The following is a 20,409-nucleotide window of genomic DNA, read 5'->3' as shown; positions in this document are numbered from 1 at the left end:
TATGAGTCTAGATTCAGCCGAAACAAAGACCGAATCCACCACCGACGTATTCGCGTCGGTCAACCAGCTGGCAGATCGTGCCCGCCGGGCCTCGCGCACTCTGTCGCGGGCAAACCGTGATTGGAAAGACAAGGCTTTGCGTGCCATCGCAGAGACCATCGATAGCCATCGCCGGGAAATTAAGGCGGCCAACGCCAAAGACCTTGAAAATGGCCGGGAACGCGGCACCAGCGCCGCGCTGCTTGACCGCTTGAAACTTGATGACCAGCGTATCGACGGTTTGATCTCAGCCCTTGAAGAGCTCATCGGACTGCCCGATCCAGTCGGCCGCGTGGTACGCGGCGAAACGCTTCCCAACGGCTTGCGGATGCGGCAGATCAACGTCCCGATGGGCGTGATCGGCACCATCTACGAAGCCCGCCCCAACGTAACAGTCGATATCGCCGGTCTCTCGTTGAAAAGTGGCAACGCAGTATTGCTGCGCGGCGGCTCGGCGGCGCTGAACTCGAATGTCGCTCTGGTGGGATACATCCGCAATGCCCTCGAATCCGTTTCCTTGCCTCGTGACCTGGTAATCTCCGTGGACGAATACGGACGCGAAGGCGCAGACGCGATGATGGCAGCACGTGGACGCATCGACGTGCTGATTCCACGAGGTGGCCGCGAGTTGATCCAGCGGGTGGTCACCACCGCGAAGGTTCCGGTCATCGAGACCGGAGAAGGCAACGTCCACATCTTCATGGGCGCCAGCGCCGATGAGAAAATGGCAACCGATATCCTGCTCAACGCCAAGACCCACCGTCCAAGCGTATGCAATACGGTAGAGACGCTGCTTGTCTCCAAGGATGCTCCGGCCGCACAGGGTGTGCTCAAGGCCTTGGCCAAGGCCGGGGTTACGCTGCACACCGACGCCCGCGCGGCGGCACTGGTCCCAGAGCTGGAAACGATAGCCGCCGGTGAAGATGACTGGCGCAACGAGTATCTGGACCTGGACATCGCGGTGAAGCTGGTGGACACGATGGACGAAGCGCTGGAGCATATCCGCGAATACTCCACCGGACACACCGAAGCAATCATTACCTCGTCTTTGGCCGAGTCCGAACGGTTCATCGCGGAAATCGAGTCTGCGGCAGTGATTGTCAATGCTTCGACCCGCTTTACCGATGGTGGCGAGCTGGGGCTGGGTGCCGAGGTAGGCATCTCTACGCAGAAGATGCATGCGCGTGGACCGATGGGCTTGTCGGAACTGACGACCACCAAATGGATCGTTCAGGGCGACGGGCATATCCGTAAATAGTTTCTGCCCCCTGTCTTCGGTAGGATGTAGAAGAATCGTACCGTTACTTTTCGGACCTGTATTTGCGTCGCAGATTTGGTCTCGATAAAACGTCTGGAGAAATAAGTTGAACGCGCTGATTATGGCTTCTGAAGCTGCATCCACCGGTATTGACCCACATACCATGGCAATCATCGTCGGTGGTGGCATCTTCGTCGCACTGATGGTTCTGCTGCTGGTCACGGTTTCCTACACCAACGTGGGCCTGCGTCACGCAGACCACGACGAAGTGGATGACATTCACCGTCAGTTTAAGGTCCACGGAGACAAGCACTAGTCTTGGCGGATCCACTGAACAAGAACCGCCCATTGCGCCTCGGCGTGATGGGCGGTACTTTTGATCCCATCCACCATGGTCACTTGGTCGCTGCCAGTGAAGTTGCGGCCGAGTACGACTTAGATGAAGTGGTCTTCGTGCCTACCGGCAAGCCCTGGCAGAAGGTTGCCCGAGATGTGACTGCCGCAGAGCACCGTTACCTGATGACGGTGGTCGCTACCGCGTCGAACCCGCGTTTCACCGTGAGCCGCGTCGACATCGACCGTGAGGGTGCAACCTATACGCACGACACGTTGCTTGATCTTCGGGCCGAACGGCCGGAGGCGGAGCTCTTCTTCATCACTGGTGCGGACGCATTGAGCAAAATCGCCAGTTGGAAGGATGTCGATCAGGTCTGGGATCTGGCGCATTTTGTTGGCGTCAGCCGTCCAGGCCACGTTCTGCCAGAACTAGAGCAAGAGAACGTTTCACTATTAGAAATCCCAGCATTGGCGATTTCCTCCACGGATTGTCGTGGGCGCATAGCCCAAGGCAAGCCCGTTTGGTATCTGGTGCCGGACGGTGTGGTGCAGTACATTGCAAAATATGGGCTTTATACCGAGTCGTAACCTCACATTGATGCGTCCAACACGGCATAATCTCTAGGTAAGGGTGACGGTATTTGTCTAAGCGGTCGGGAGAAGAACAGGATGAGCGATAACACGCAGCCGGCTTCAAGCCGGCGAGCTTTGCGTGAAAAGCGGCGCGCTGAAATGGAAGCCATGCTGGCGAGCAGTAAAGCCGAGCAGGACGCCAAGCAGCTCGCTGATCAGAAGGCAACTGAAAAGAAGGATGCAAAGCCTTCGGCAGGTGCCAGCCCAGCTGACCCGAAAACTTCCTCCCCTGCCCCAAAAGCCCCTGCAAAGCCGGTAGCTGGCGCGCAGCAAGGCCAAGGTTCGAATAAGCCGGCAGCGGCGAAGACCCCGTCCGCGACGCCGGCGAATGCTCCGACCGCGACGCCGGCGAATGCTCCGACCGCGGCCGGCAAGGCTGCCGAGCCGAAGCAGGCCGCCGAGAAACCCGCCGAACAGGCGAAGACCGTAGCGCCGGCTAAAAAGACCGCACAAGCCAAGGCCGCACCGTCGCCGGCCAAGCCTGGACAGGCTAAGGGGACGCCAACTCCGGCAAGGCCGACTTCCAGCGCTCCGAAGGCCAAGCCCGCGGCTGGTTCAGTACCGGCTGCCGACACGTCGCACGATGCAGCGGATAAGCCAATGGGGGAGCGCGCTTCCTTGCGCCGCGCTCGCGACCGAGAAGCGCTACGTGAGCGTCGACGCCTTGAAGAAGAAGTCGGCGCACTCACCACAAACATTCCAACGGTCGAGCCAGCCGAAGATCCGAAGCCACTGACTCGCCGTCAGCTACGACTTCAGTCGCTAGCGGATCAGAATCCGGACGCTGCAGATCAGAAGCAGGGCGCCGCTAAGCCGGTGGCCAAGCCAAAGCCTACAGACGACTCGCCGGAAACCACCGTGATGAGTGTGGAGGAAGCGCTGGCCGCACGGCGTTCACATGCGCCCGAAACACTTGTTGATCCGAATCTTTTGAATGATGATGACGGTGAGATTGATCTCGAAGTTCTTGCCCATCAGCGCGAGATGGCGGCACGTGCAGCCATCATTTCTCGCCGGGCCGCAGAACGCGAACGGCTCCGGATTGAGAACGCCAAGAGTGGCAAGGAACAGGCCCTGTCTGATCCGTTCACCGGGGCTCTGGGAAATATTCGCGAAGTCGAAGACCGCATCGCCAAGACCGGCGTGCGGGGCCCGCAGACCGAAAGTGTTTCGCTAGATCTTGATTCCAGGGGCAAATTATCTGACAAACTAAAGCACAATTCGCAGGCTGCCAAGAAGCCAAGCAATGCGAAAGCTCCGCTAAAACCAGCGCCAAAAACTGTAAAGCCTGTAGTCAAGTCCGAGTTGAAGGCTGGAACTGGCAAAACTTCGCCGGCAGCGCCCAAGCCTCAGGCGATGCCAGCGCCGAAACCTGCAGCAAAATCCGCAAGCAAGCCAGCATCGGGTTCAAAGCCCAAGGCACCGGCCTCATCGGTTCCCGCTCCAGCTGAAGCTGGGGCCACACAAGGGAATGTGGAAATGCCGCGCATCGATGCGGTGAATGCCCAAGGCCTGCAGCCTCTGGACGCTCAGACCCACGGTGTGCGACGAGCAAATAACAGGCTGATTGCTATGATCGCGGCGCTCAGCGTCGGCGGTGCAGCGCTTGTTGCGGGCATCGTCATGTTGATCAGTTCGCTTACTTCGTAGGACAATTAAGTTCTTGATCTATACCTCTAAAAGGAGACACCCCACTTCATGGGAGCACACGCAGACTCTATCGCCCTCGTTAACGTTGCAGCATTGGCCGCATCGGACAAGTTGGCAGAAGACATTGTGGCACTTGATGTCGCCGAACGACTGGGCGTAACCGACGCGTTCCTTATCGTCTCCGGTGGCTCTGAGCCACAGGTAAACGCAATTGTTGATGAGATCCAGGCCAAAGTACTCGAAAAGTTTGAGATGCGCCCGGTACGTCGCGAAGGATTCGGCAGGGGACGTTGGGTTCTCCTGGATTACGGCGACGTTGTTGTCCACGTACAGCACCAGGAAGACCGCGTTTTTTACGCTCTAGAGCGTCTATGGTCGGACTGCCCAGTCATTGAACTTGCTACGGAAGCCAAATAAAGCCCTAGTAGCATGGGATTTGCTTCCTGATTCGGCATTCATCTATGATTAGTGAGTTGCCTTATCCGGTAGCAATCCTTTTGGGGGTATGGCGCAGTTGGTAGCGCGTCTGCATGGCATGCAGAAGGTCAGGGGTTCGAATCCCCTTATCTCCACAAATCTGAAGAGTCGCGACATCGTTTACAGATGAGTTGCGACATGCTTTACAAATCTTCATCGGAATCCCTCGGCCAGCGGTCGGGGGTTTTCTGTTTTCGATCCCGTTGCCAAGAATCGGCCGCGAAATGACCTGCTCCATTGTGCCTTCAGGGATTGTTGGAACGCTAGGCAGTTTCACGCCAACGGGCCGTATCTGGAAGTAGTGGATAGATTGCTGCCTGACAGGGTGAGATTCCGAAATAACTCAGCCTATGCCGTTTTAAGCGTTGATTGAACTAGCGAGTAGAGTCGGTCTCAGAAGTTACTAGAGGAGAAAAGCCATGAGCTTAAAAGAACGCCTTCGCGATGACAGCATTATTCACCTGAAAGCAGGGAATGAGCTGGAAAAGACCACCTTGCGAAATATCTTGAGTGCCATCGGCACCAGAGAGAAATCTGGTAAGAATCCAACGGAGATGACCGACCAGGATGTCGAGAACCTTCTCCGTAAAGAGGTCGCCAATCGAGAAGAAACTGCAAAAGTTGCGTCCGCGGATAACCGCGAGGAGATGGCCAAGCGAGAATTGGCCGAAGCTGCATTCATCTCGACGTACTTGCCGAAGGTACTGACCGAGGATGAGGCTCAGGGCATCGTGGATCGGATTATGGCGGAACTTTCCGCCGATCATGCACTCACCATGAAAGATATGGGCTCTGCGATGAAGGCGGTAGGCGCTGAAATCGCTGGACGTTTTGATGGTAAGGCTGTATCGCAAATGGTGCGCGCCAAACTTAGCTAATTGGCCCCCATGGTCTACCTTGGGGTCAATCCAGGGAGATTACGGTAGAAACACTGCCTGCAGACCGCAATGGCAATTGAAATTCGGGGTACCAAGCCGTGAACGTGGCTTGGTACCCCGAATTTTCCATTTACGCACGTATTGCAATGCTCGTTCGTGAAAACACACGTCAAGCATTGCTTGACGTCAGGATTTGCATTAATCAGCGACAGAATATTGGCAATGAGAACGGTTGTTCCTCGACGCCGACTTAAGCGATCGCCCGGAGCTCTACCTGCGTGGTCAATCCTTGATGGTAATCCTCAAATTTTACAGACCCGAGAATGCATTATTCTGCTCCTCGAAGATGCAGGGGAGTAGGATCATTGGTGTTGAGGGGCTATAGCTCAGTTGGTAGAGCGCTTCGTTCGCAACGAAGAGGTCAGGGGTTCGATTCCCCTTAGCTCCACAATTGTGAAGAGTCGAGACATCGTTTACAGATGAGTCGCGACATGCTTTACAAATTATCATCGGATTCCCCCGGCCATCGGCCGGGGGATTTCTGTTTATCGGACCAGTATAACCAGTCCGTTGTCGGTCAAGGTGCTTTGCGGTGGTCCGTAGTGGTTGAGGCACCAGGTAAAGCTGTCGATGACGATTTGTGTGGTGATTTTTTCGTGGACTGAGTAGTGCAGCAGGTATCGGGAGTGGTCATCGAGCCAATGAGGGATTTCGACGGTGTGCCCGTTGGCGAGTGTCGCTTCGGTGAAGTCTGATTGCCAGGTCTCGTTCGGCTGATCAGATTGGAGGCGGTGCAGGCTGCTCTTGGGACGTTTCTTAGGTTGTGGGGTGACCAGGCCGTGGGCGTGCAGGATGCGGCGGATGGTGGATGTGGACGGGACGTGCAGGTGTTCTTTGTCCAGGTGGTACTGGATGGTCATCGGGCCTGCGTCCAGGCCATTGGCGCTGAGGGTGTGGCGTAGTTCGAGGATGCGTGCTGTGAGCTCGGGTGTGGTGGAGCGGGGATTGGTGTGTGGTTTTTTGCTGGCAGGTTCCAGGGCGGTGTCGCCGCAGTCGCTGCAGTCGCCGCAGTCGTCGTAGGCGCGTAGTAGTTGGTAGATGCGTTGCCGGGAAATCTTGTAGGCCCGGGAGGCTGCGGTGACGCTCATGCCGGCGTCGCGGATCTGGTGGACGATGACATGGTTTCTAGACATGTAATAGTGTCAAGGATGACGCGATTCATAGGTCAAGGTGCGAGTGTCAATGATGTCCCGACTCATGAGTCAAATATGTCGTGAACCCAGACACCGTTAGCTCCACCAAACGTTTCATCCTCGAACCGTTGCCCGTTTGTTTGCGGGTAGGGTTTGTGACGCTCCCTGTCGTGCAGTGGTCCGGTGCCGGCCACACTAGATGAGTTCGTGCGTTACGTCATGCGCCGTTATTCGATCACGTGTCGTCAGGAGTTGAGCGTGGCGGTCGGTGGCGTCCGTGCCGCACGGGCTGCCGGGTAGAGGCCGGCGACGAGGGTTGCACATTCGGCCACGCCGATCGCTGCCGGTGGTAGGGCAAAACGCCAGTTGTTGATGAGACCCACGACCGCTGTGGCAACTGCTCTGAGGGCGGCTGCGGGAAGACCTGCTGTGGCCGGGTTCAGCGTCCGCAGTTTTGAACGTCCTCTCCCGCGCATAGCCTGATTCCCGATTCCTGCTGCGTCCGTGACGGAGGGCACGATCGCCGCGCGTTCTGCGGGAGCCGGCCGATCACATGTGTCGCCTGTATATGATGGGCTGGGCGGCAATGGTGTTGGCGGCAAAGTTCGCCAGGACGAACCTGCGGAAGCTCGGCCGCAGCAGTAGGTGTGGCAGGAACGATCTGAAGTTCGGCCAGCTGCAGTGGTTGATAAGGGCGTAGTCGTGGGAGGCTTCGGGCAACGGTTGCATGGGGACTGAGTCCGCGAGTGCCGTCGTGCGTTGGAACCAGCCTGCAGTGTATTCCCACACGGCGCGGACTGTCTTGGGATCTGCGCTGTGAAAGTAGTTGAACAGGAACACATTTCCAGGGTCGTGATCGACGTCGGCGATTCGCGCAGGGCTGCTTGCGGTGAGCTGATGCATGCGCCGGGCACGCGTATCGAGCAATGTCACCAGCTTTTGCCAAGCCTGATCTGTGCGGATCGCGTCCAGATCTGTCACGGTACGCGTGCGGACGAGCAAGACAATATCGTAGCGTGCTGGTGCGACTCCGGCGGCCCGCAGCAGTCGTCCGCCTTCTCCTGGTGGCCGCAACGCCGCACGGAATGCTGTTGCTTCTATGACGTTGTCTCGGTTGTTGAGGCTCTGCAGCAACGGTTCGACCTGGTCGAGCGCTTCACTCCGTGCCCGCGTCGGGAGTGGGAATGGTCCTGCCCAGTGGCCGACCTCAATGGCAATGAGAGCGAAGCCGTTGTCCGTGGGAGCTTGAAGTCGCGCTGGGTCTGCCCGGTGATCATTGATGAACGTGATTTCTTTTTCCATTTCCACTCCTTGCATGTCAACGCTTGTTGGCATAAATGCTATGACTGGCCGGTGATGATGTCAACAAGTGTTGGCGTACACTTGGGGTCATGCGTAGGTCGTCGACGGAAACTAAAGCCATGATCCTGGATGCAGCAAAGTTGAGGTTCGCTGCCGACGGATACGATCGGGCCACGATCCGGGCGATCGCCGCGGATGCCAGCATTGACCCCGCGATGGTGATGCGCTATTTCGGCAACAAGGCAAGTCTGTTCGCCGCGGCCGCCGAGATCGATCTCGAACTACCGGATCTGGCCGAGGTCTCCTCCGACCAGATCGGCGCGGCCATCGTCACCCACTTCCTCGAACGGTGGGAACGCGACGATTCCCTCCTGATCCTCTTGCGGTCAGGAGTCACCGATGACGCGGCAGCAGAACGCATGCGGTCGATCTTCACCGCTCAGCTCGTGCCAGTGGCTGCCATGGCGAGTCCTGACCCCACCCAAGGGGTGACCCGGGCCGCGCTGGCGGCCACGCAGATCCTGGGGATGGCGTTGTGTCGCTTTGTGCTCGCCTTCCCACCCGTCGCAAGTATGTCTCGAACTCAGATCGTTGCATGGCTCGGACCGACCATTCAGCACTACCTCACCGGCAGTGAACCGATCACCTCTCCGCCAGGTCAGGCCAACGATCTATGAATGGTCCGCCACGTATGAACGCGGACATGCCGAGAGCTGTGTCTTGGAATCACCCTCAGCATCGACGCATCCGAGGACTCGACCTCAAGTGCGATGAGCCGCCTATGCCGTGCGGATTGCGACGCCCGACTGTCGCAGCTTCCTGCCGATGGTCTCGCGGTGGACACCGAACCGCCGCGCGAGCGTTCGCATCGAGTCGCCGTCCTGGTAGCACTGCACGATCTGTGGGATCTGCTCGTCGCTGAGCTTCGGGCGCCGTCCCGGGGTTTGAGTAGATTCTCGCTTCAGGGTTGTGCTCCCGTTTCTTCTCTGGCTCTTCCTCGCCAGATCGATGAGACGAAATGCCTAGTCAGCAGACAGCCTGGGATGGAAGTAGTTTCCTAGGATGTCCACAAAAATCCCTAAGCATGTTGTCCGTGCGTCCTCGGCCAGCCCTCGGATCGGCTAGGCATATCTAGGTTGGCTTATTCCATCCTTCGAGCGCTTGCACCCAAGGACTGACTTCTACCTCAGCGCCGTCGAGCACATCCAGCGTGGTGTCCTGGCCGTCTATTCGTGGAATCAATTTCACCGGTTCGAGTCCGGGAAAGAGGCTGACCTCCAGGCTTTCGGTTTCGTCGGGATCGTTGGCCGTAGACATGGCGGCCCATTTCATCGTGGACATTGCGGTTTCCCCGGCCGGTATGAGCACCAGTTCGGGCGAAATAGTAGGGGTGGCGATAATGGTGACGTCTTCTTGAGATTCACCAAGGCCATTGAAAAATTCGATAGCCGCCAGCCCCTGAACTGCACAAGGCTGATTGGAAACGTTCGTGGCAAAGACCGAAAGATACCGCGAACCCAATGCAGCGTCCGGGGCGCTCAGGGTGAAACGGACTGCCTCGGTGGTGCAATAAGAAGCATCGGGATCTCGTGTCCAGGGTTCGACGCCCTCGGGCAGCGGCGCTGGTGACGGGATAAGTGCCGCGGGAAGTACCTCGCCGATCCAACCGTCGACAATCTTCGCAAATCCGGGAGACGAGATGGAGTATTTCAACGGTTCGTTGTTTGGCGGGGTGCGTTGCTCAAGCCAGCCTTGGATGGCTCGTGTCTCGACCGAGCTATCAGGTGACGTGGTGTGAATGGACAGCGACTGACTGCCGTAAATGGCGCTCCCTACGTCCTGCAAGGCTCCGGCATCGATAACGAGCTCAAGTTTTTCCAGGTCGATCGTTGCATCGGGGGTATAGCGCACGGAGCGGTCTTCGGCTTCGAAGCTCACCAAGTAGTTCTGTTGCACAGCGAGTTCGGCTAGCGTCTTCAGGCTTTGCGAATCAGCGGCAACCACAGAAGAGTTAGTCACTCGCAAGGCCCCGGCATCTCTGAATTCGTAGGCCTGCTTGAGCTCCGCACCAAGGTCTTCCCGCGGGAGAATGCTCAGCGGATAATATTTGCCGGTCGTCGCGCCCGTATTAATGACTTGCGGTTTACCTATAGTGAATTGCGAGTAGTGATTCAGCGTTACACCTGGAAGCGAAATCCCCTGAGTGATCCGCTCCGCCCGAAGTGCCGCGGCAGCAGCTTCGGAGGCCACCGGATCTTCCGAAAGCCGTATCGTCCACGTTGCCGTGGCTTGATCACCGTCTTTGGGATCTGCGGACGTAACCTCGTACTCCAGCTCCACCGATGCCACGCCGTTCAGTTCCTGGATCTCATCAAATTTCTCGCAGACGGACGCCGGCGCATCGCATGGATCCCAAGGATTCCAAAGGACAAGCCACGTTGCGATTAAAACCAGGGCGGTGACCAACGCGATCACTGGAGATCTCTTCACGTGCTCACCGTACCAAAGCCAAAGCAAGGCGATCGATTCGGAGGCTTTGACTCCTTCCGGGCTGGGGCGGGATAACTGACCATCATTCGATTGGGTCCGTCGGCGTTGCACGGGTTCGTCTGGGAAATCCTTTGCCCAACGCTGGGAATCGCCGTTCGAGTCCATGCCTGTCCAGCATTCGATTCGGTAAAACGCGCGTGGAGCCACAGAAAACCCCGGCGGCCATATAGCTTAGAGATACGCTACTTTGAATCCGGGTCGATAAAACGGATCGTCGCGGAATCTGCCGACGACCAAAGTTTCGTTGGTATTGGGATAGGAGCCTAGGTGAGGGAACCTACACGCAGGGTCATAGGCCGTACGAGCCGCGAAAATGATCTGCAGAAGTACGAGCATGCCCCGGTCATGGTCAGATTCATCGAGCATGGAACGGTGCACGCTGCCCCTGCCGGAACCACCGCGGCAAGCGCCGTGGAGTACGCTGCGAGTGCCGCCGGGAGGGCTTCGCTCAGCCTGTACCCCACGCCAGATGAGCAGGATATCCATGAGCTTGCCGAAGCATGGCAGTTGCACCCGGTCTTGGTTGACGACTTGATGCACGCGCAGCAGCGGCCAAAGCTGGAACGCTATGGCGAGATCCTCCTGCTGGTTGTCCGCTCGGCGCAGTATCTGGATGAACATGAGGAAGTTGAGCTCTCAGAGTTCCATATCCTGCTTCGGCAGGGATCTATCGCGGTCCTGTGCCAAGACCATCGGTGGATCGACGGCACACCTGGTCTGGAACTTGAAACTACCGTCGCCGATGAATTTGTCGCTCGCGACCGCACCTTGCTGACCGACCATAAACTACTGAGCATGGGCGCCGAAGCGGTGCTGTATCGGCTACTAGACGAGATCGTCGACGGCTATGTCCCGGTTCTGCAAGGCTTGGGAATCGATAAGGAACAGATCGAACGTCAGGTGTTCAGCGGTGACGCCGCGGTCACCGAACGTATTTACCGATTGAGCCAAGAAGTCATCGACATGCAGCATTCAACGGCATCATTGCTCGAAGTCGTTCGCTCGCTATCGGACGGATTCACCAAATACGATGTTCCGAATGAGCTGCAGACCTACCTGCAGGACGTGACAGATCACCTGACCCGCGCACACGCCCAGACGGTGGAATACCGGGACGCGCTGTCACAGATTTTGAATGTTAATTCGACACTTGTGGCCCAACGCCAAAACGAGGACATGAAAAAAATATCAGGCTGGGCAGCGATCCTTTTCGCGCCGACCCTGATTGCAGCGATTTACGGAATGAACTTTGACGTAATGCCCGAACTGCACTGGGCGTTTGGCTACCCAGCGGCAGTCGTCTTGATGATTGGATTCGCGGCATTCCTCTACATCACGTTCCGGCGTCGCCGGTGGTTCTAAGGAAACGGATACTCTCATGGACGCGAAAGTAGATCTCAAGAAAACTCTTCCAAGCTATAAGGCCAAACATGAGGTGTTCGGCATAGTCGAGGTGCCCGAACTGCAATATCTCATGATCGACGGGCACGGGGACCCGAACACCTCGGTCGAATATGCTCAAGCCCTGCAGGCGCTGTATCCGGTGGCCTACAAGCTGAAGTTCATGAGCAAACGTGAACATGGCAGGGACTACGTTGTCATGCCCTTAGAAGGGCTCTGGTGGGCGCAAGACATGTCGGCATTTACCGAGCACAGAGACAAATCCCAATGGGACTGGACCATGATGATCCTGCAGCCCGAATGGATCGACAGCACCATGTTTGAAACCATCCGTGAGCAACTGGCCGAGAAGGAACCTCCAGCTGCACTGGACAAGGTGAGGCTTGAAGCATTCGCAGAGGGGCTGTGTGCGCAAACCCTGCATATAGGTGCCTATGACGATGAAGCCCAAACGCTGCACCGGATGCATCGGCAATTCATCCCCGATCAGGGACTGGAGCTGACCGGCAAGCATCACGAAATTTACCTCAGTGACCCGCGCCGCGTTGCACCGGCCAAGCTGCGCACAATCCTTCGCCAGCCGGTACGATCCATCATCGAATAGCGGGTACAGCCGATGACGAGCGGACGCTCACCTGACGAACCAAAGATATGGACCGAGCAAGAACATCTGGTGCGGCTTCCCGATGGGGTCCTGATCCGCGGTTCGAGCCTGCAACAAAGCAAGGTCCTGCCGCCACCTGATTTTGGCGTGTATCTGCTGGGAAAAGATCCACGATTCACCGACCGTGAATACCGGTGGGTGAAATGGCGTGATTTCTCGATTCCTTCATCCACTGCAGGCACCTTGGAGGCGTTACGCCAAGCGTATGGGAGAGCGTCCAAGGAGCGCGTGGAAATTGCTTGTCGCGGGGGAGCGGGAAGAACCGGAACCGCACTGGCCGTAGTGGCTGTGCTCGGTGGGGTTCAGGCCTCCGACGCGGTGGAATGGGTCAGGCATAACTATCATCCAAAGGCAGTCGAGACGCCAGGGCAGCGACGCTGGCTGCTCACGGTCTTGCCTGATCTGCAAATGGACTAGCATCACTGATCCCCAAGCCAGAAGGACTTGGCCTGGTGCAGGGGCACCGCGAGAGAATTTGAGAGAAGATGAAGGTATGAGCACCGATATTGGACTGAACCCGTCGAGCACCGTTGCAGAGGTGCAAGAGGCCTTAGCTGCCTTGGAGAACCCGAAGATGCGTGCAGTTAACGAAAAGCGCGGTGATGATTTCGGCGTAAACCTGGGCAAATTGCGAGCGTTGGCCAAAGCGCTGAAGAGCAACCAGGAGCTTGCCGTCGAACTATGGAAGACCGGGCAAACGACGCCGCGACTGGTGGCCATTCTCATCTGCAAACCGCGTGCATTCTCGCTGGATGACCTTGAACATTGGATCCGTGAAGGCGATCGTCCGAAGGTTCAGGGCTGGTTCCTGAGCTACGTAGTGAAGAAAAGCAAGCACCTCGAAGAACTGCGCCAGCGATTAATGCAGGATCCGGACCCGGTGATCGCCAGTGCCGGTTGGGAGCTCACCGCGCATCAGGTCATCAAGGCACCGGACAACCTCGACCTGGACAAATTACTCGATGTGATCGAAGCCGAGATGAAGCAGGCCCCGGAACGGCTCCAGTGGGCCATGAATAACACGCTGGCGCAGATTGGTATCTCAAACGCAGGACTGCGTGCCCGGGCTTTGGAAATCGGGGAGACGCTGCAGGTCTTGGCGGATTATCCAACGTCGCCGGGTTGCACCTCGCCTTTCGCTCCCATCTGGATCAATGAGATGGTCAAGCGCCAGAAAGACTAGCTGCCGCCGTTAATGGCGCAGAGGCCGGCGGAACCTGTTGGGTTCCGCCGGCCTCTGCGCGTTATGCGCTGTGCTCTAGCGCTGGTGCGTGGTGGCACCCAGACGCAGCACCTTGGATACCAGCCACAGCGCACCGGTCAGTCCGAGCGTGAGCAGCAGCTGGGTCCGGGCCACCGCGTCGGTCATCGCGATGCACACGATAAGCACCATCATGGCGATGGTCGCCAAGGACAGGTACGGGAAGCCCCAGAGCTTCAGCGGAAGTTCCGTGCCTTCGCGCTCGGCGCGGCGGCGCAGGATGTACTGCGTCACCGCGATGAAGCACCAAATCACGATGATTGTCGAGCCAACGACATTCAACAGGATCGGCATAACTGCATCGGGCCAGATCCAGTTCAACCCGACGGCAATGAATGAGAAAGCAACCGAGCTGAGCACCGCCTTGGCCGGTACTCCCTTTCCGGTCACGTGAGTCACCGAACGAGGGGCCATCTTGCGGGTACCGAGCGAGTACAGCATGCGCGAAGCACCGTAGATGTTCGCGTTCATGGCTGAGAGCAGTGCGATCACCACGACGGCGCTCATCAGCAATTCCACGCCAGGGACGTTCAGCACGCCCAAGACCGCGGAGAACGGACCGTCGACGATGGACGGGGTATTCCATGGCAGGATCGCCACGATCACGATGATGGAACCGAGGTAGAAGAACATGATTCGCATCATCACCGATTTGATGGTGCGTTTGATGTTGCCCTGCGGGTCATCGGATTCGGCTGCGGCGATGGATACAACCTCGGTGCCGCCGAAGGAGAAGATCACGATCAGCAGGGCCGCTGCAATGCCGGTGAGCCCGGCCGGCGCGAAACCACCATGCGAGGCGAGGTTGGCCAGGCCAACCGGCGCATCGGTCGGGATGAGGCCGAACAAGACCAGCGCGCCGACGGCCAGGAAGGCGATAATCGCCGCGACCTTGATGAAGGCAAACCAGAATTCGAACTTGCCGTAATTGCCCACGCCCAAGAGATTCGCGCCGGTGAAGAGCACCACGAAGCCCAAGACCCAGGTCCATTGCGGGAAGCCAGGGAACCAGGCGGCGACAATGGCCGCCGCGCCGGTGGCTTCTGCGGCAATCACCACGACCAGCTGGATCCAGTACAGCCAGCCGACGGTGCTTCCGGCGCTGCTGCCCATCGCCTTGTGCGCGAAGGTGCTGAAGGCGCCAGAGGACGGATCGGCCGCGACCATTTCGGCGAGCATCGACATGATCACGATGACCACGGTGCCGGCGATGAGGTAGGAGAGCAGTACGGCCGGGCCGGCAATGGAGATGGCCTGGCCGGAACCTATGAACAGCCCCGCGCCAATCGCTCCGCCCAGACCCATCATCGAGATCTGGCGCTGGCTTAGCCCTGCATGGAGTTTTGGTGAGTTATCCGCCGCGCGGACCTTGGTTTGCATGCTCATACGCTAGCTACCTGTACCTTGCTGGTGACGGCAGCCAAGACGCGGTCAACGTCCTGAACGCTGCCTGAAGAGATGCGCAGGCCTTCGCCCGGGAAGGCGCGGACCACTACATTGCCTTCGCGCAACAGGGCTTCGAGCTCGGCGGTGCGATCCGCCGCCGCTACCCAGACGAAATTCGCCTCGGAAGGTACCGCCGGGTATCCGGCAGCCAGCAGGCCTTCAAGCATCCGCTCGCGCTGTTCGACGACCTCGTCGATGCGCACGCCAAGTTCGTCGGCGGCTTCGAGGGAGGCCACCGCTGCACGCTGAGCCAGATCGGTGACGCCAAAAGGCACCGCAACCTTGCGCAGGTTCTGCGCTACGGGCTTGGGGCTGACCGCATAGCCGATCCGCAGGCCGGCCAAGCCGTAGGCCTTGGAAAAGGTGTGGAGGACCGCGACGTGCGGGTACTTGCGAAATAGCGCAAGGCCGTCGGCGCGGATATCGGAACGGTCAAAGTGAACGTAGGCTTCGTCGATGACCACCAGAATATTCCGGGGGACGGAGGCGACGAACTCTTCCAAGGCGTCCGCCGCAACGACGGTACCCGTGGGATTGTTCGGGTTGCAGATGAAAATGAGCCGGGTGCGCTCGGTGATCGCGTCCAGCATTGCTGGCAGGTCATGCTTGAATTCGGCATCCAGCGGAATCTCGACCGGAACCGCGCCGGCAATGCGCACCAGCGATGGGTACGCCTCAAAAGAGCGCCAGGCGAACATGACCTCGTCGTCTTCGCCGGTGACTGCATGAATGAGCTGGGAGGCGACCTCAACCGAACCGGCGCCCAGGCTGATCTCTGCCGGGTCCAAGTCGTACTGCTCAGCCAACGCCGTGATCAGCTCCGGTGCCGCCATATTCGGGTAGCGGTGAATGCTTTCCAGACCCTCGGCGATGCTCTGCACCACCGAAGGCAGGGGAGCGTGCGGCGATTCATTCGACGAGAGCTTCGAAGCGCCCGGAGCCGCCGATTTTCCCTGGCGGTAAGCCGGCACTGCGGCAAGGGAGGGGCGTTGATTGATGTTCATTGATTCCTCTCTAAAAGTCATGAACCGCTTGGAACATTCCGGTGGTGTACGGTTTGCCCAAAAATTTGAGTCGCACTCAAGATGTCGACATTCCCTGGGCAACTATGGCCCAAAGGGAGGTGAAGCGAGTCACAACAAAAAACTGTAGGTGGTGGCAATCACAGGGCGCAATCGATGCGCAAACGGCTAGGCACGCTGCATACCGTTTGGACTGCGGCGGCGAAGATCACTGGTCGATCTGTATAGTCTTTTCCTCTGGCGGAGAATTTTTTGCGTAGGACTTAACGAGCGGCAAGGTCCTGCCCTGGAAGTGTTCGCGCAAGGCCAAGGAGGAGGAGGTGCGCGCGACTCCGGGGACTTGGTTGATCCGATCGAAGATCGCTTGGAGGTCCACCGCGTTGCGGGCGACTATGCGCAACTGCAAGTCCGAGGTTCCGGTCACCGTATACATGTCTACGATCTCCGGGATCGAATTGGCCAGGGCCGTAGCCACCGGCTCGTGGCCGTATTTCTGAATAATCTCCACCGAGCAAAACGCGACCAGCTGGTAGTCGAAGCCAGCTGGCTGAACTTGCGGGATGATGGCCCGGATTACTCCGCCTTCGTGCAGGCGGGCAAGGCGGCTGGTTACCGTGCCCCTGGCCACGCCGAGGCGACGGGCGCATTCCATGACCGGAAGCATGGGGAACTCGGTGAGAAGCTCGATGAGGTCGGCGTCGAGACGGTCAATACGCACTGCTTAGGTCCTCTGCTGGGTGCAAACATCGGAATGGCTGCCAGAAAAGTTGCGTCTAAGGGCGATATTTCTGATCACCCTTCAAGGGTAGCGCGAAGATCCGTGGCCGAATATTCCCGGCGGGCAGCTGCCCTTGGGGCAAGGGGTGTCGGAGTGGGGCCAGCTAGCCCGATGTAATGCGGCTCACGTTGTAGGCTAAGGGTGACTTGGCCTTTATCGGCCTATCTGGGAGAGGGAAAATGATGAGTACAAGCACGCCACTGAAATCCGTTGCGGGACTGACCGTCTTGATTACCGGGGCGGCGCAAGGCATGGGAGCGATCTTCGCACGAACGGCCTGCCTTGAAGGTGCGCGGCGAGTGATTCTATGGGATATCTCCAGCCAGATGCTTTCTGCCGTCTCCCAGGAGTTGGAGCAACTGGAATCCGGAAGCATCATTGATACCCAGGTAGTCGATTTGCGCAGTCAAGCGGCGATCGTTGCTGCGGCAGATCAGTCGCTGGCCGCGGGCGCGGTGGACGTGCTGGTGAACAACGCCGGGGTCGTCACCGGCACTTCGTTTGCCAGTCATCGTGCGGAACAGATCAATGACATCATGGCGGTCAATGCACTGGCGCCAATGTATCTCACCCATGCGCTCCTGGGGCAAATGGGTCTAGGCGGCAGTCCTGCACGCATTCTCACGATCGCCTCAGCAGCCGCCTTGGTTTCAAATCCGAATATGAGCGTGTATGCCGCTTCCAAGGCAGCTGCCATGAGCTGGAGCGATTCGCTGCGTCTGGAACTGGAACGGGAAACCGATTCCGATATCAAGGTCACCACATTCTGTCCCACCTACGTTTCAACCGGAATGTTCGCCGGGGCGAAAAGCATGCTGTTCACCCCAGTCATGGATCCCGAGTACGTGACGGGCAAAGCATGGGCCGCGATGCTGCGCGGAACGCCACTGGTGCTTCTGCCCTGGACGAGCAAGTTCGGCCAACTGCTGCGCGGAGTCCTTCCGCGCAGTGCATGGGACCTGGTGGCCGATAGGGTGCTGAAGATCTATGGCTCCATGGATGATTTCACCGGACGGGAGAAGCAAACGCCTGTCAATGAGCCGGTTTCCTAGTCCGGTTTGCCGTTGGCACAGAATTCACCATCTGAATGTTTACCTCTTCGCCTACCCGGAGTAGCGTAAGCGTGGTAACCCGGAATGTGACCTCAGGCGGCTCAAGGATTTCTTGGTGGTCACTGCTACGGGATTTCCGATCACCAGGAGCGACTCGCCATGCAAAAGTTCATCCCGAATCTCTGGTTCGCTGGTAACGCCGAAGAAGCAGGACAGTACTACGCAGGTGTATTCCCAAACACCTCCACATTTGTAGAATCCCGGTACCCCACCGAAGGGCTGCTCGACTTTCAAGAACCACTAGCTGGTGCTCCGCTGACGATCACCGTGGAGCTGAATGGAACGCACCTGACCCTGATCAACGCGGGAAATGACTTCACCCCAAACCCTTCGATCTCATTCATAGTCAGCTTTGACCCGGCTAATTATTCTGGAGATGCCGATGCGGCGCGCGCGGCGCTCGATCAAACCTGGGATCAGCTTGTCGACGGCGGCAGCGTCCTGATGGGATTGGATACCTACCCCTTCAGCGCCCGCTACGGCTGGGTACAGGACCGCTATGGCATCAGCTGGCAGCTCATGCAGTCAGACGCCGGGCAAAGCGAATCATTTGTTGTCCCCTCGCTGATGTTCGGCGGGGCCGCGCAGAACCTGGCGGTGCCTGCGGTGGATTTCTACGTTGAACTGTTTGAGAACTCGCAGGTAGGCAGTCGATTCCCCTACCCGGAACCAACCGAGGTGACCGTCCCCGGAGCGGTGATGTTCAGCGATTTCACACTGAACGGGCAATGCTTCGCGGCCATGGATTCCGCCGTCGCGCAACCATTCAGTTTCAGTCCGGGAATCTCCATTGAAGTCCAGTGCGAAGATCAGGCTGAGATCGACAGATTGTGGGAGGCGCTATCCGCAGTTCCGGAGGCCGAGCAGTGCGGCTGGCTGCAGGACAAGTTCGGCGTGAGCTGGCAGGTGGTTCCGAAGAACATGGGCGATCTGATGGCTCGACCCGGGGCCTTCGAAAAGATGCTGAATATGAAGAAACTGGTGATCGAGGACTTCTAGGCACTGGGTTCGGGCCGAGCCCATGCTGGTTGCTGCCGAACACGAATTGCGGACGGTGCCAACACCAGCGATATCCTGACACTGGGCTTCGGTCCAAGCCAAACTTGATGGATGGAGAACACGGGTGGCAAAACGTCGGGCGGTAATCGCCGGAGCCTCCGGATTCATCGGGGAGCGACTGCTACATGAGCTCTCGGCTCACGGGTACGAGCTGAGCATCATCGGACGCGGTGGGCCCATCAGCTGGGCGGACCAGGCTGCGGTCGACGAGTCCGTCGATGGCGCGCAGCTACTGGTCAACCTGGCGGGAAAGAACGTGGGCTGCCGATACAGCGATGCGGCGCGCAGCGAAATTCTCAGGTCCCGGGTTGCGACGACACGGATTTTGCATAGGGCGGTAGCTTCGGCCCAGCATCCGCCCAAGCTGTGGCTGAATGCCTCGACCGCGACCATCTACCGCCATGCGATGGACCGGCCGAACACCGAAAGCACCGGAGAAATCGGTGAAGGGTTCTCCGTAGATGTCGCACGCAACTGGGAACGTGAATTCTTCGCGGGTGAGCTCTCAGCCACCCGCCGGGTGGCGCTGCGCATGGCGATTGTGCTCGGCGATGGACCGGCGAGCCAGAAACTTCTTGGGCTTGCCAGATGGGGCGTCGGCGGGCCGCAGATTGATGGGTGGTGGCCAGTGCACCGAAGGTACCGCGGGATCGGGCCGGACCCCACGGGGCCGGAGAAAAGCGGTTTCCATCCGACGCGGGGCCAACAGCGGTTCAGTTGGATTCACATTGATGATGTCATGGGCGCGATCTGGCATCTGATTGAACATCCAGAAATCCGCGGACCGGTGAACTTAAGCGCTCCGTACCCGGTGACGAACGCCGAACTCATGTCGAGCCTGCGACGCGTCGCCGGGCGCAGGTTCGGACTACCGGCGTATCGTTGGATGTTGGAACCAGCGATGTTCGTGCTCCGGGTTGAACCGGAAATGCTGTTGAAGTCTCGGTGGGTACTACCCGAGACGCTTGAACGCTCCGGCTACGAATTCACGTGGCCCGAACTGCATCCCGCGCTGGCTGACGTCGCAAAATAAACACCGGTGATCCCCGGTGCAAGTTTTTTGCAGAATTGAAAGGAAGCTAGGCATGGCTCGTCTCAAAACAAACGGCATGGCTCCGCGCATACGAGAATTCCGGCTTCCGGAACTGGAAGCCGGAACCGTCGAGGACCTGCTCGGCGGAGGGTATGTCGAGGTGCTTCATTTCACCGGCTATGACCGGAAGCTGCTTGACCTGACCGACGCTCGCCTGGAAGATTGCCTGTTTTCTGAACTGAATATCGGTGAACTCTCCATGCGCAACGCGCGCTATATACAATGCGAGTTCAAGCAGCTCAGCGCGCCAATCGTGG

The 20,409-nt window shown here is 58.3% G+C and carries 22 protein-coding genes and 2 tRNA genes; 17 read left to right on the top strand and 7 right to left on the bottom strand.

Features of this window, described 5'->3' with window-relative positions; all coding sequences use genetic code 11:
* Window position 1: 1 nt before the first annotated feature.
* From ACT3UA_RS00120 to ACT3UA_RS00085, 8 genes are all read left to right on the top strand, one after another.
* Window positions 2–1,297, top strand: coding sequence for a glutamate-5-semialdehyde dehydrogenase (locus ACT3UA_RS00120; protein WP_255248389.1), 1,296 nt, complete (start codon window positions 2–4; stop codon window positions 1,295–1,297).
* 121 nt (window positions 1,298–1,418) lie between these two features.
* Window positions 1,419–1,613, top strand: a complete 195-nt coding sequence (locus ACT3UA_RS00115) for a hypothetical protein (RefSeq protein WP_258133845.1) — start codon at window positions 1,419–1,421, stop codon at window positions 1,611–1,613.
* Between the two features lie 2 nt (window positions 1,614–1,615).
* Window positions 1,616–2,221, top strand: a complete 606-nt coding sequence (gene nadD, locus ACT3UA_RS00110) for a nicotinate-nucleotide adenylyltransferase (RefSeq protein ID WP_096284973.1) — start codon at window positions 1,616–1,618, stop codon at window positions 2,219–2,221.
* An 81-nt stretch (window positions 2,222–2,302) separates the two neighbouring features.
* Window positions 2,303–3,916, top strand: a complete 1,614-nt coding sequence (locus ACT3UA_RS00105; RefSeq protein ID WP_096284971.1) for a hypothetical protein — start codon at window positions 2,303–2,305, stop codon at window positions 3,914–3,916.
* Between the two features lie 48 nt (window positions 3,917–3,964).
* Entirely contained in the window at window positions 3,965–4,333 is a 369-nt protein-coding gene (gene rsfS / locus ACT3UA_RS00100; protein ID WP_096284969.1) for a ribosome silencing factor, read from the top strand.
* Between the two features lie 82 nt (window positions 4,334–4,415).
* A tRNA-Ala gene (locus tag ACT3UA_RS00095) sits at window positions 4,416–4,488 on the top strand.
* 324 nt (window positions 4,489–4,812) lie between these two features.
* On the top strand, window positions 4,813–5,271 hold the full coding sequence (locus ACT3UA_RS00090) for a GatB/YqeY domain-containing protein (protein WP_096284967.1): 459 nt from the start codon (window positions 4,813–4,815) through the stop codon (window positions 5,269–5,271).
* Between the two features lie 375 nt (window positions 5,272–5,646).
* A tRNA-Ala gene (locus ACT3UA_RS00085) sits at window positions 5,647–5,719 on the top strand.
* 97 nt (window positions 5,720–5,816) lie between these two features.
* Here the strand turns inward: ACT3UA_RS00085 and ACT3UA_RS00080 are convergent.
* Window positions 5,817–6,464 carry a DDE-type integrase/transposase/recombinase gene (locus tag ACT3UA_RS00080; protein ID WP_096284965.1) on the bottom strand — a complete coding sequence of 216 codons (648 nt, stop codon included), beginning with the start codon at window positions 6,462–6,464 and terminating at the stop codon, window positions 5,817–5,819.
* A gap of 549 nt (window positions 6,465–7,013) precedes the next feature.
* On the bottom strand, window positions 7,014–7,766 hold the full coding sequence (locus tag ACT3UA_RS00075) for a hypothetical protein (protein WP_096284963.1): 753 nt from the start codon (window positions 7,764–7,766) through the stop codon (window positions 7,014–7,016).
* A gap of 119 nt (window positions 7,767–7,885) precedes the next feature.
* Between ACT3UA_RS00075 and ACT3UA_RS00070 the strand changes: the two genes are divergently transcribed.
* Window positions 7,886–8,443, top strand: a complete 558-nt coding sequence (locus ACT3UA_RS00070) for a TetR/AcrR family transcriptional regulator (protein ID WP_255248388.1) — start codon at window positions 7,886–7,888, stop codon at window positions 8,441–8,443.
* 102 nt (window positions 8,444–8,545) lie between these two features.
* Here ACT3UA_RS00070 and ACT3UA_RS00065 read toward each other — a convergent pair whose 3' ends face one another.
* Entirely contained in the window at window positions 8,546–8,731 is a 186-nt protein-coding gene (locus ACT3UA_RS00065; RefSeq protein WP_444615338.1) for a helix-turn-helix domain-containing protein, read from the bottom strand.
* Between the two features lie 166 nt (window positions 8,732–8,897).
* A complete protein-coding gene (locus tag ACT3UA_RS00060; RefSeq protein ID WP_176484124.1) occupies window positions 8,898–10,256 on the bottom strand; it encodes a DUF4232 domain-containing protein in 1,359 nt (452 codons plus the stop codon).
* Between the two features lie 327 nt (window positions 10,257–10,583).
* Between ACT3UA_RS00060 and ACT3UA_RS00055 the strand changes: the two genes are divergently transcribed.
* The 4 genes from ACT3UA_RS00055 (at window position 10,584) to ACT3UA_RS00040 (ending at window position 13,564) form a co-directional block, all read left to right on the top strand.
* Complete coding sequence (locus ACT3UA_RS00055; RefSeq protein WP_255248387.1) at window positions 10,584–11,678, top strand: magnesium and cobalt transport protein CorA; 1,095 nt, start codon at window positions 10,584–10,586, stop codon at window positions 11,676–11,678.
* Window positions 11,679–11,694: 16 nt separating this feature from the next.
* The gene (locus ACT3UA_RS00050; protein ID WP_096284953.1) at window positions 11,695–12,321 is read left to right on the top strand and encodes a GyrI-like domain-containing protein; all 627 of its coding nucleotides are present in this window, start codon (window positions 11,695–11,697) and stop codon (window positions 12,319–12,321) included.
* 12 nt (window positions 12,322–12,333) lie between these two features.
* Window positions 12,334–12,798 (top strand): protein-tyrosine phosphatase family protein, encoded by a 465-nt coding sequence (locus ACT3UA_RS00045; RefSeq protein ID WP_096284951.1) that lies wholly within the window; start codon window positions 12,334–12,336, stop codon window positions 12,796–12,798.
* Window positions 12,799–12,874: 76 nt separating this feature from the next.
* Window positions 12,875–13,564, top strand: coding sequence for a DNA alkylation repair protein (locus ACT3UA_RS00040; protein ID WP_096284949.1), 690 nt, complete (start codon window positions 12,875–12,877; stop codon window positions 13,562–13,564).
* A gap of 75 nt (window positions 13,565–13,639) precedes the next feature.
* Here the strand turns inward: ACT3UA_RS00040 and ACT3UA_RS00035 are convergent, their stop codons facing one another.
* The 3 genes from ACT3UA_RS00035 to ACT3UA_RS00025 form a co-directional block, all read right to left on the bottom strand.
* Complete coding sequence (locus ACT3UA_RS00035; protein ID WP_105568996.1) at window positions 13,640–15,028, bottom strand: amino acid permease; 1,389 nt, start codon at window positions 15,026–15,028, stop codon at window positions 13,640–13,642.
* Complete coding sequence (hisC, locus tag ACT3UA_RS00030; RefSeq protein ID WP_096284945.1) at window positions 15,025–16,092, bottom strand: histidinol-phosphate transaminase; 1,068 nt, start codon at window positions 16,090–16,092, stop codon at window positions 15,025–15,027. Before hisC ends, ACT3UA_RS00035 begins: the two co-directional genes overlap by 4 nt.
* 226 nt (window positions 16,093–16,318) lie before the next feature.
* Window positions 16,319–16,828 carry an Lrp/AsnC family transcriptional regulator gene (locus ACT3UA_RS00025; RefSeq protein WP_176484123.1) on the bottom strand — a complete coding sequence of 170 codons (510 nt, stop codon included), beginning with the start codon at window positions 16,826–16,828 and terminating at the stop codon, window positions 16,319–16,321.
* 239 nt (window positions 16,829–17,067) lie between these two features.
* Between ACT3UA_RS00025 and ACT3UA_RS00020 the strand changes: the two genes are divergently transcribed.
* The 4 genes from ACT3UA_RS00020 to ACT3UA_RS00005 all read left to right on the top strand — a co-directional run.
* On the top strand, window positions 17,068–17,940 hold the full coding sequence (locus ACT3UA_RS00020) for an SDR family NAD(P)-dependent oxidoreductase (protein ID WP_217990356.1): 873 nt from the start codon (window positions 17,068–17,070) through the stop codon (window positions 17,938–17,940).
* A gap of 159 nt (window positions 17,941–18,099) precedes the next feature.
* Window positions 18,100–18,999, top strand: coding sequence for a VOC family protein (locus ACT3UA_RS00015; RefSeq protein WP_096284941.1), 900 nt, complete (start codon window positions 18,100–18,102; stop codon window positions 18,997–18,999).
* Between the two features lie 124 nt (window positions 19,000–19,123).
* Complete coding sequence (locus tag ACT3UA_RS00010) at window positions 19,124–20,092, top strand: epimerase (protein ID WP_096284939.1); 969 nt, start codon at window positions 19,124–19,126, stop codon at window positions 20,090–20,092.
* Between the two features lie 52 nt (window positions 20,093–20,144).
* Window positions 20,145–20,409: hypothetical protein (locus ACT3UA_RS00005; protein WP_444615303.1), on the top strand; the 265-nt coding region annotated here is incomplete at its 3' end.

This window comes from Glutamicibacter sp. 363, from assembly GCF_052379505.1.
In the GTDB taxonomy this organism is placed as follows: Bacteria; Actinomycetota; Actinomycetes; order Actinomycetales; family Micrococcaceae; genus Glutamicibacter.
The sequence above is the reverse complement of the archived record's forward strand: the minus strand, read 5'-3'. Positions and strand labels throughout refer to the sequence as shown.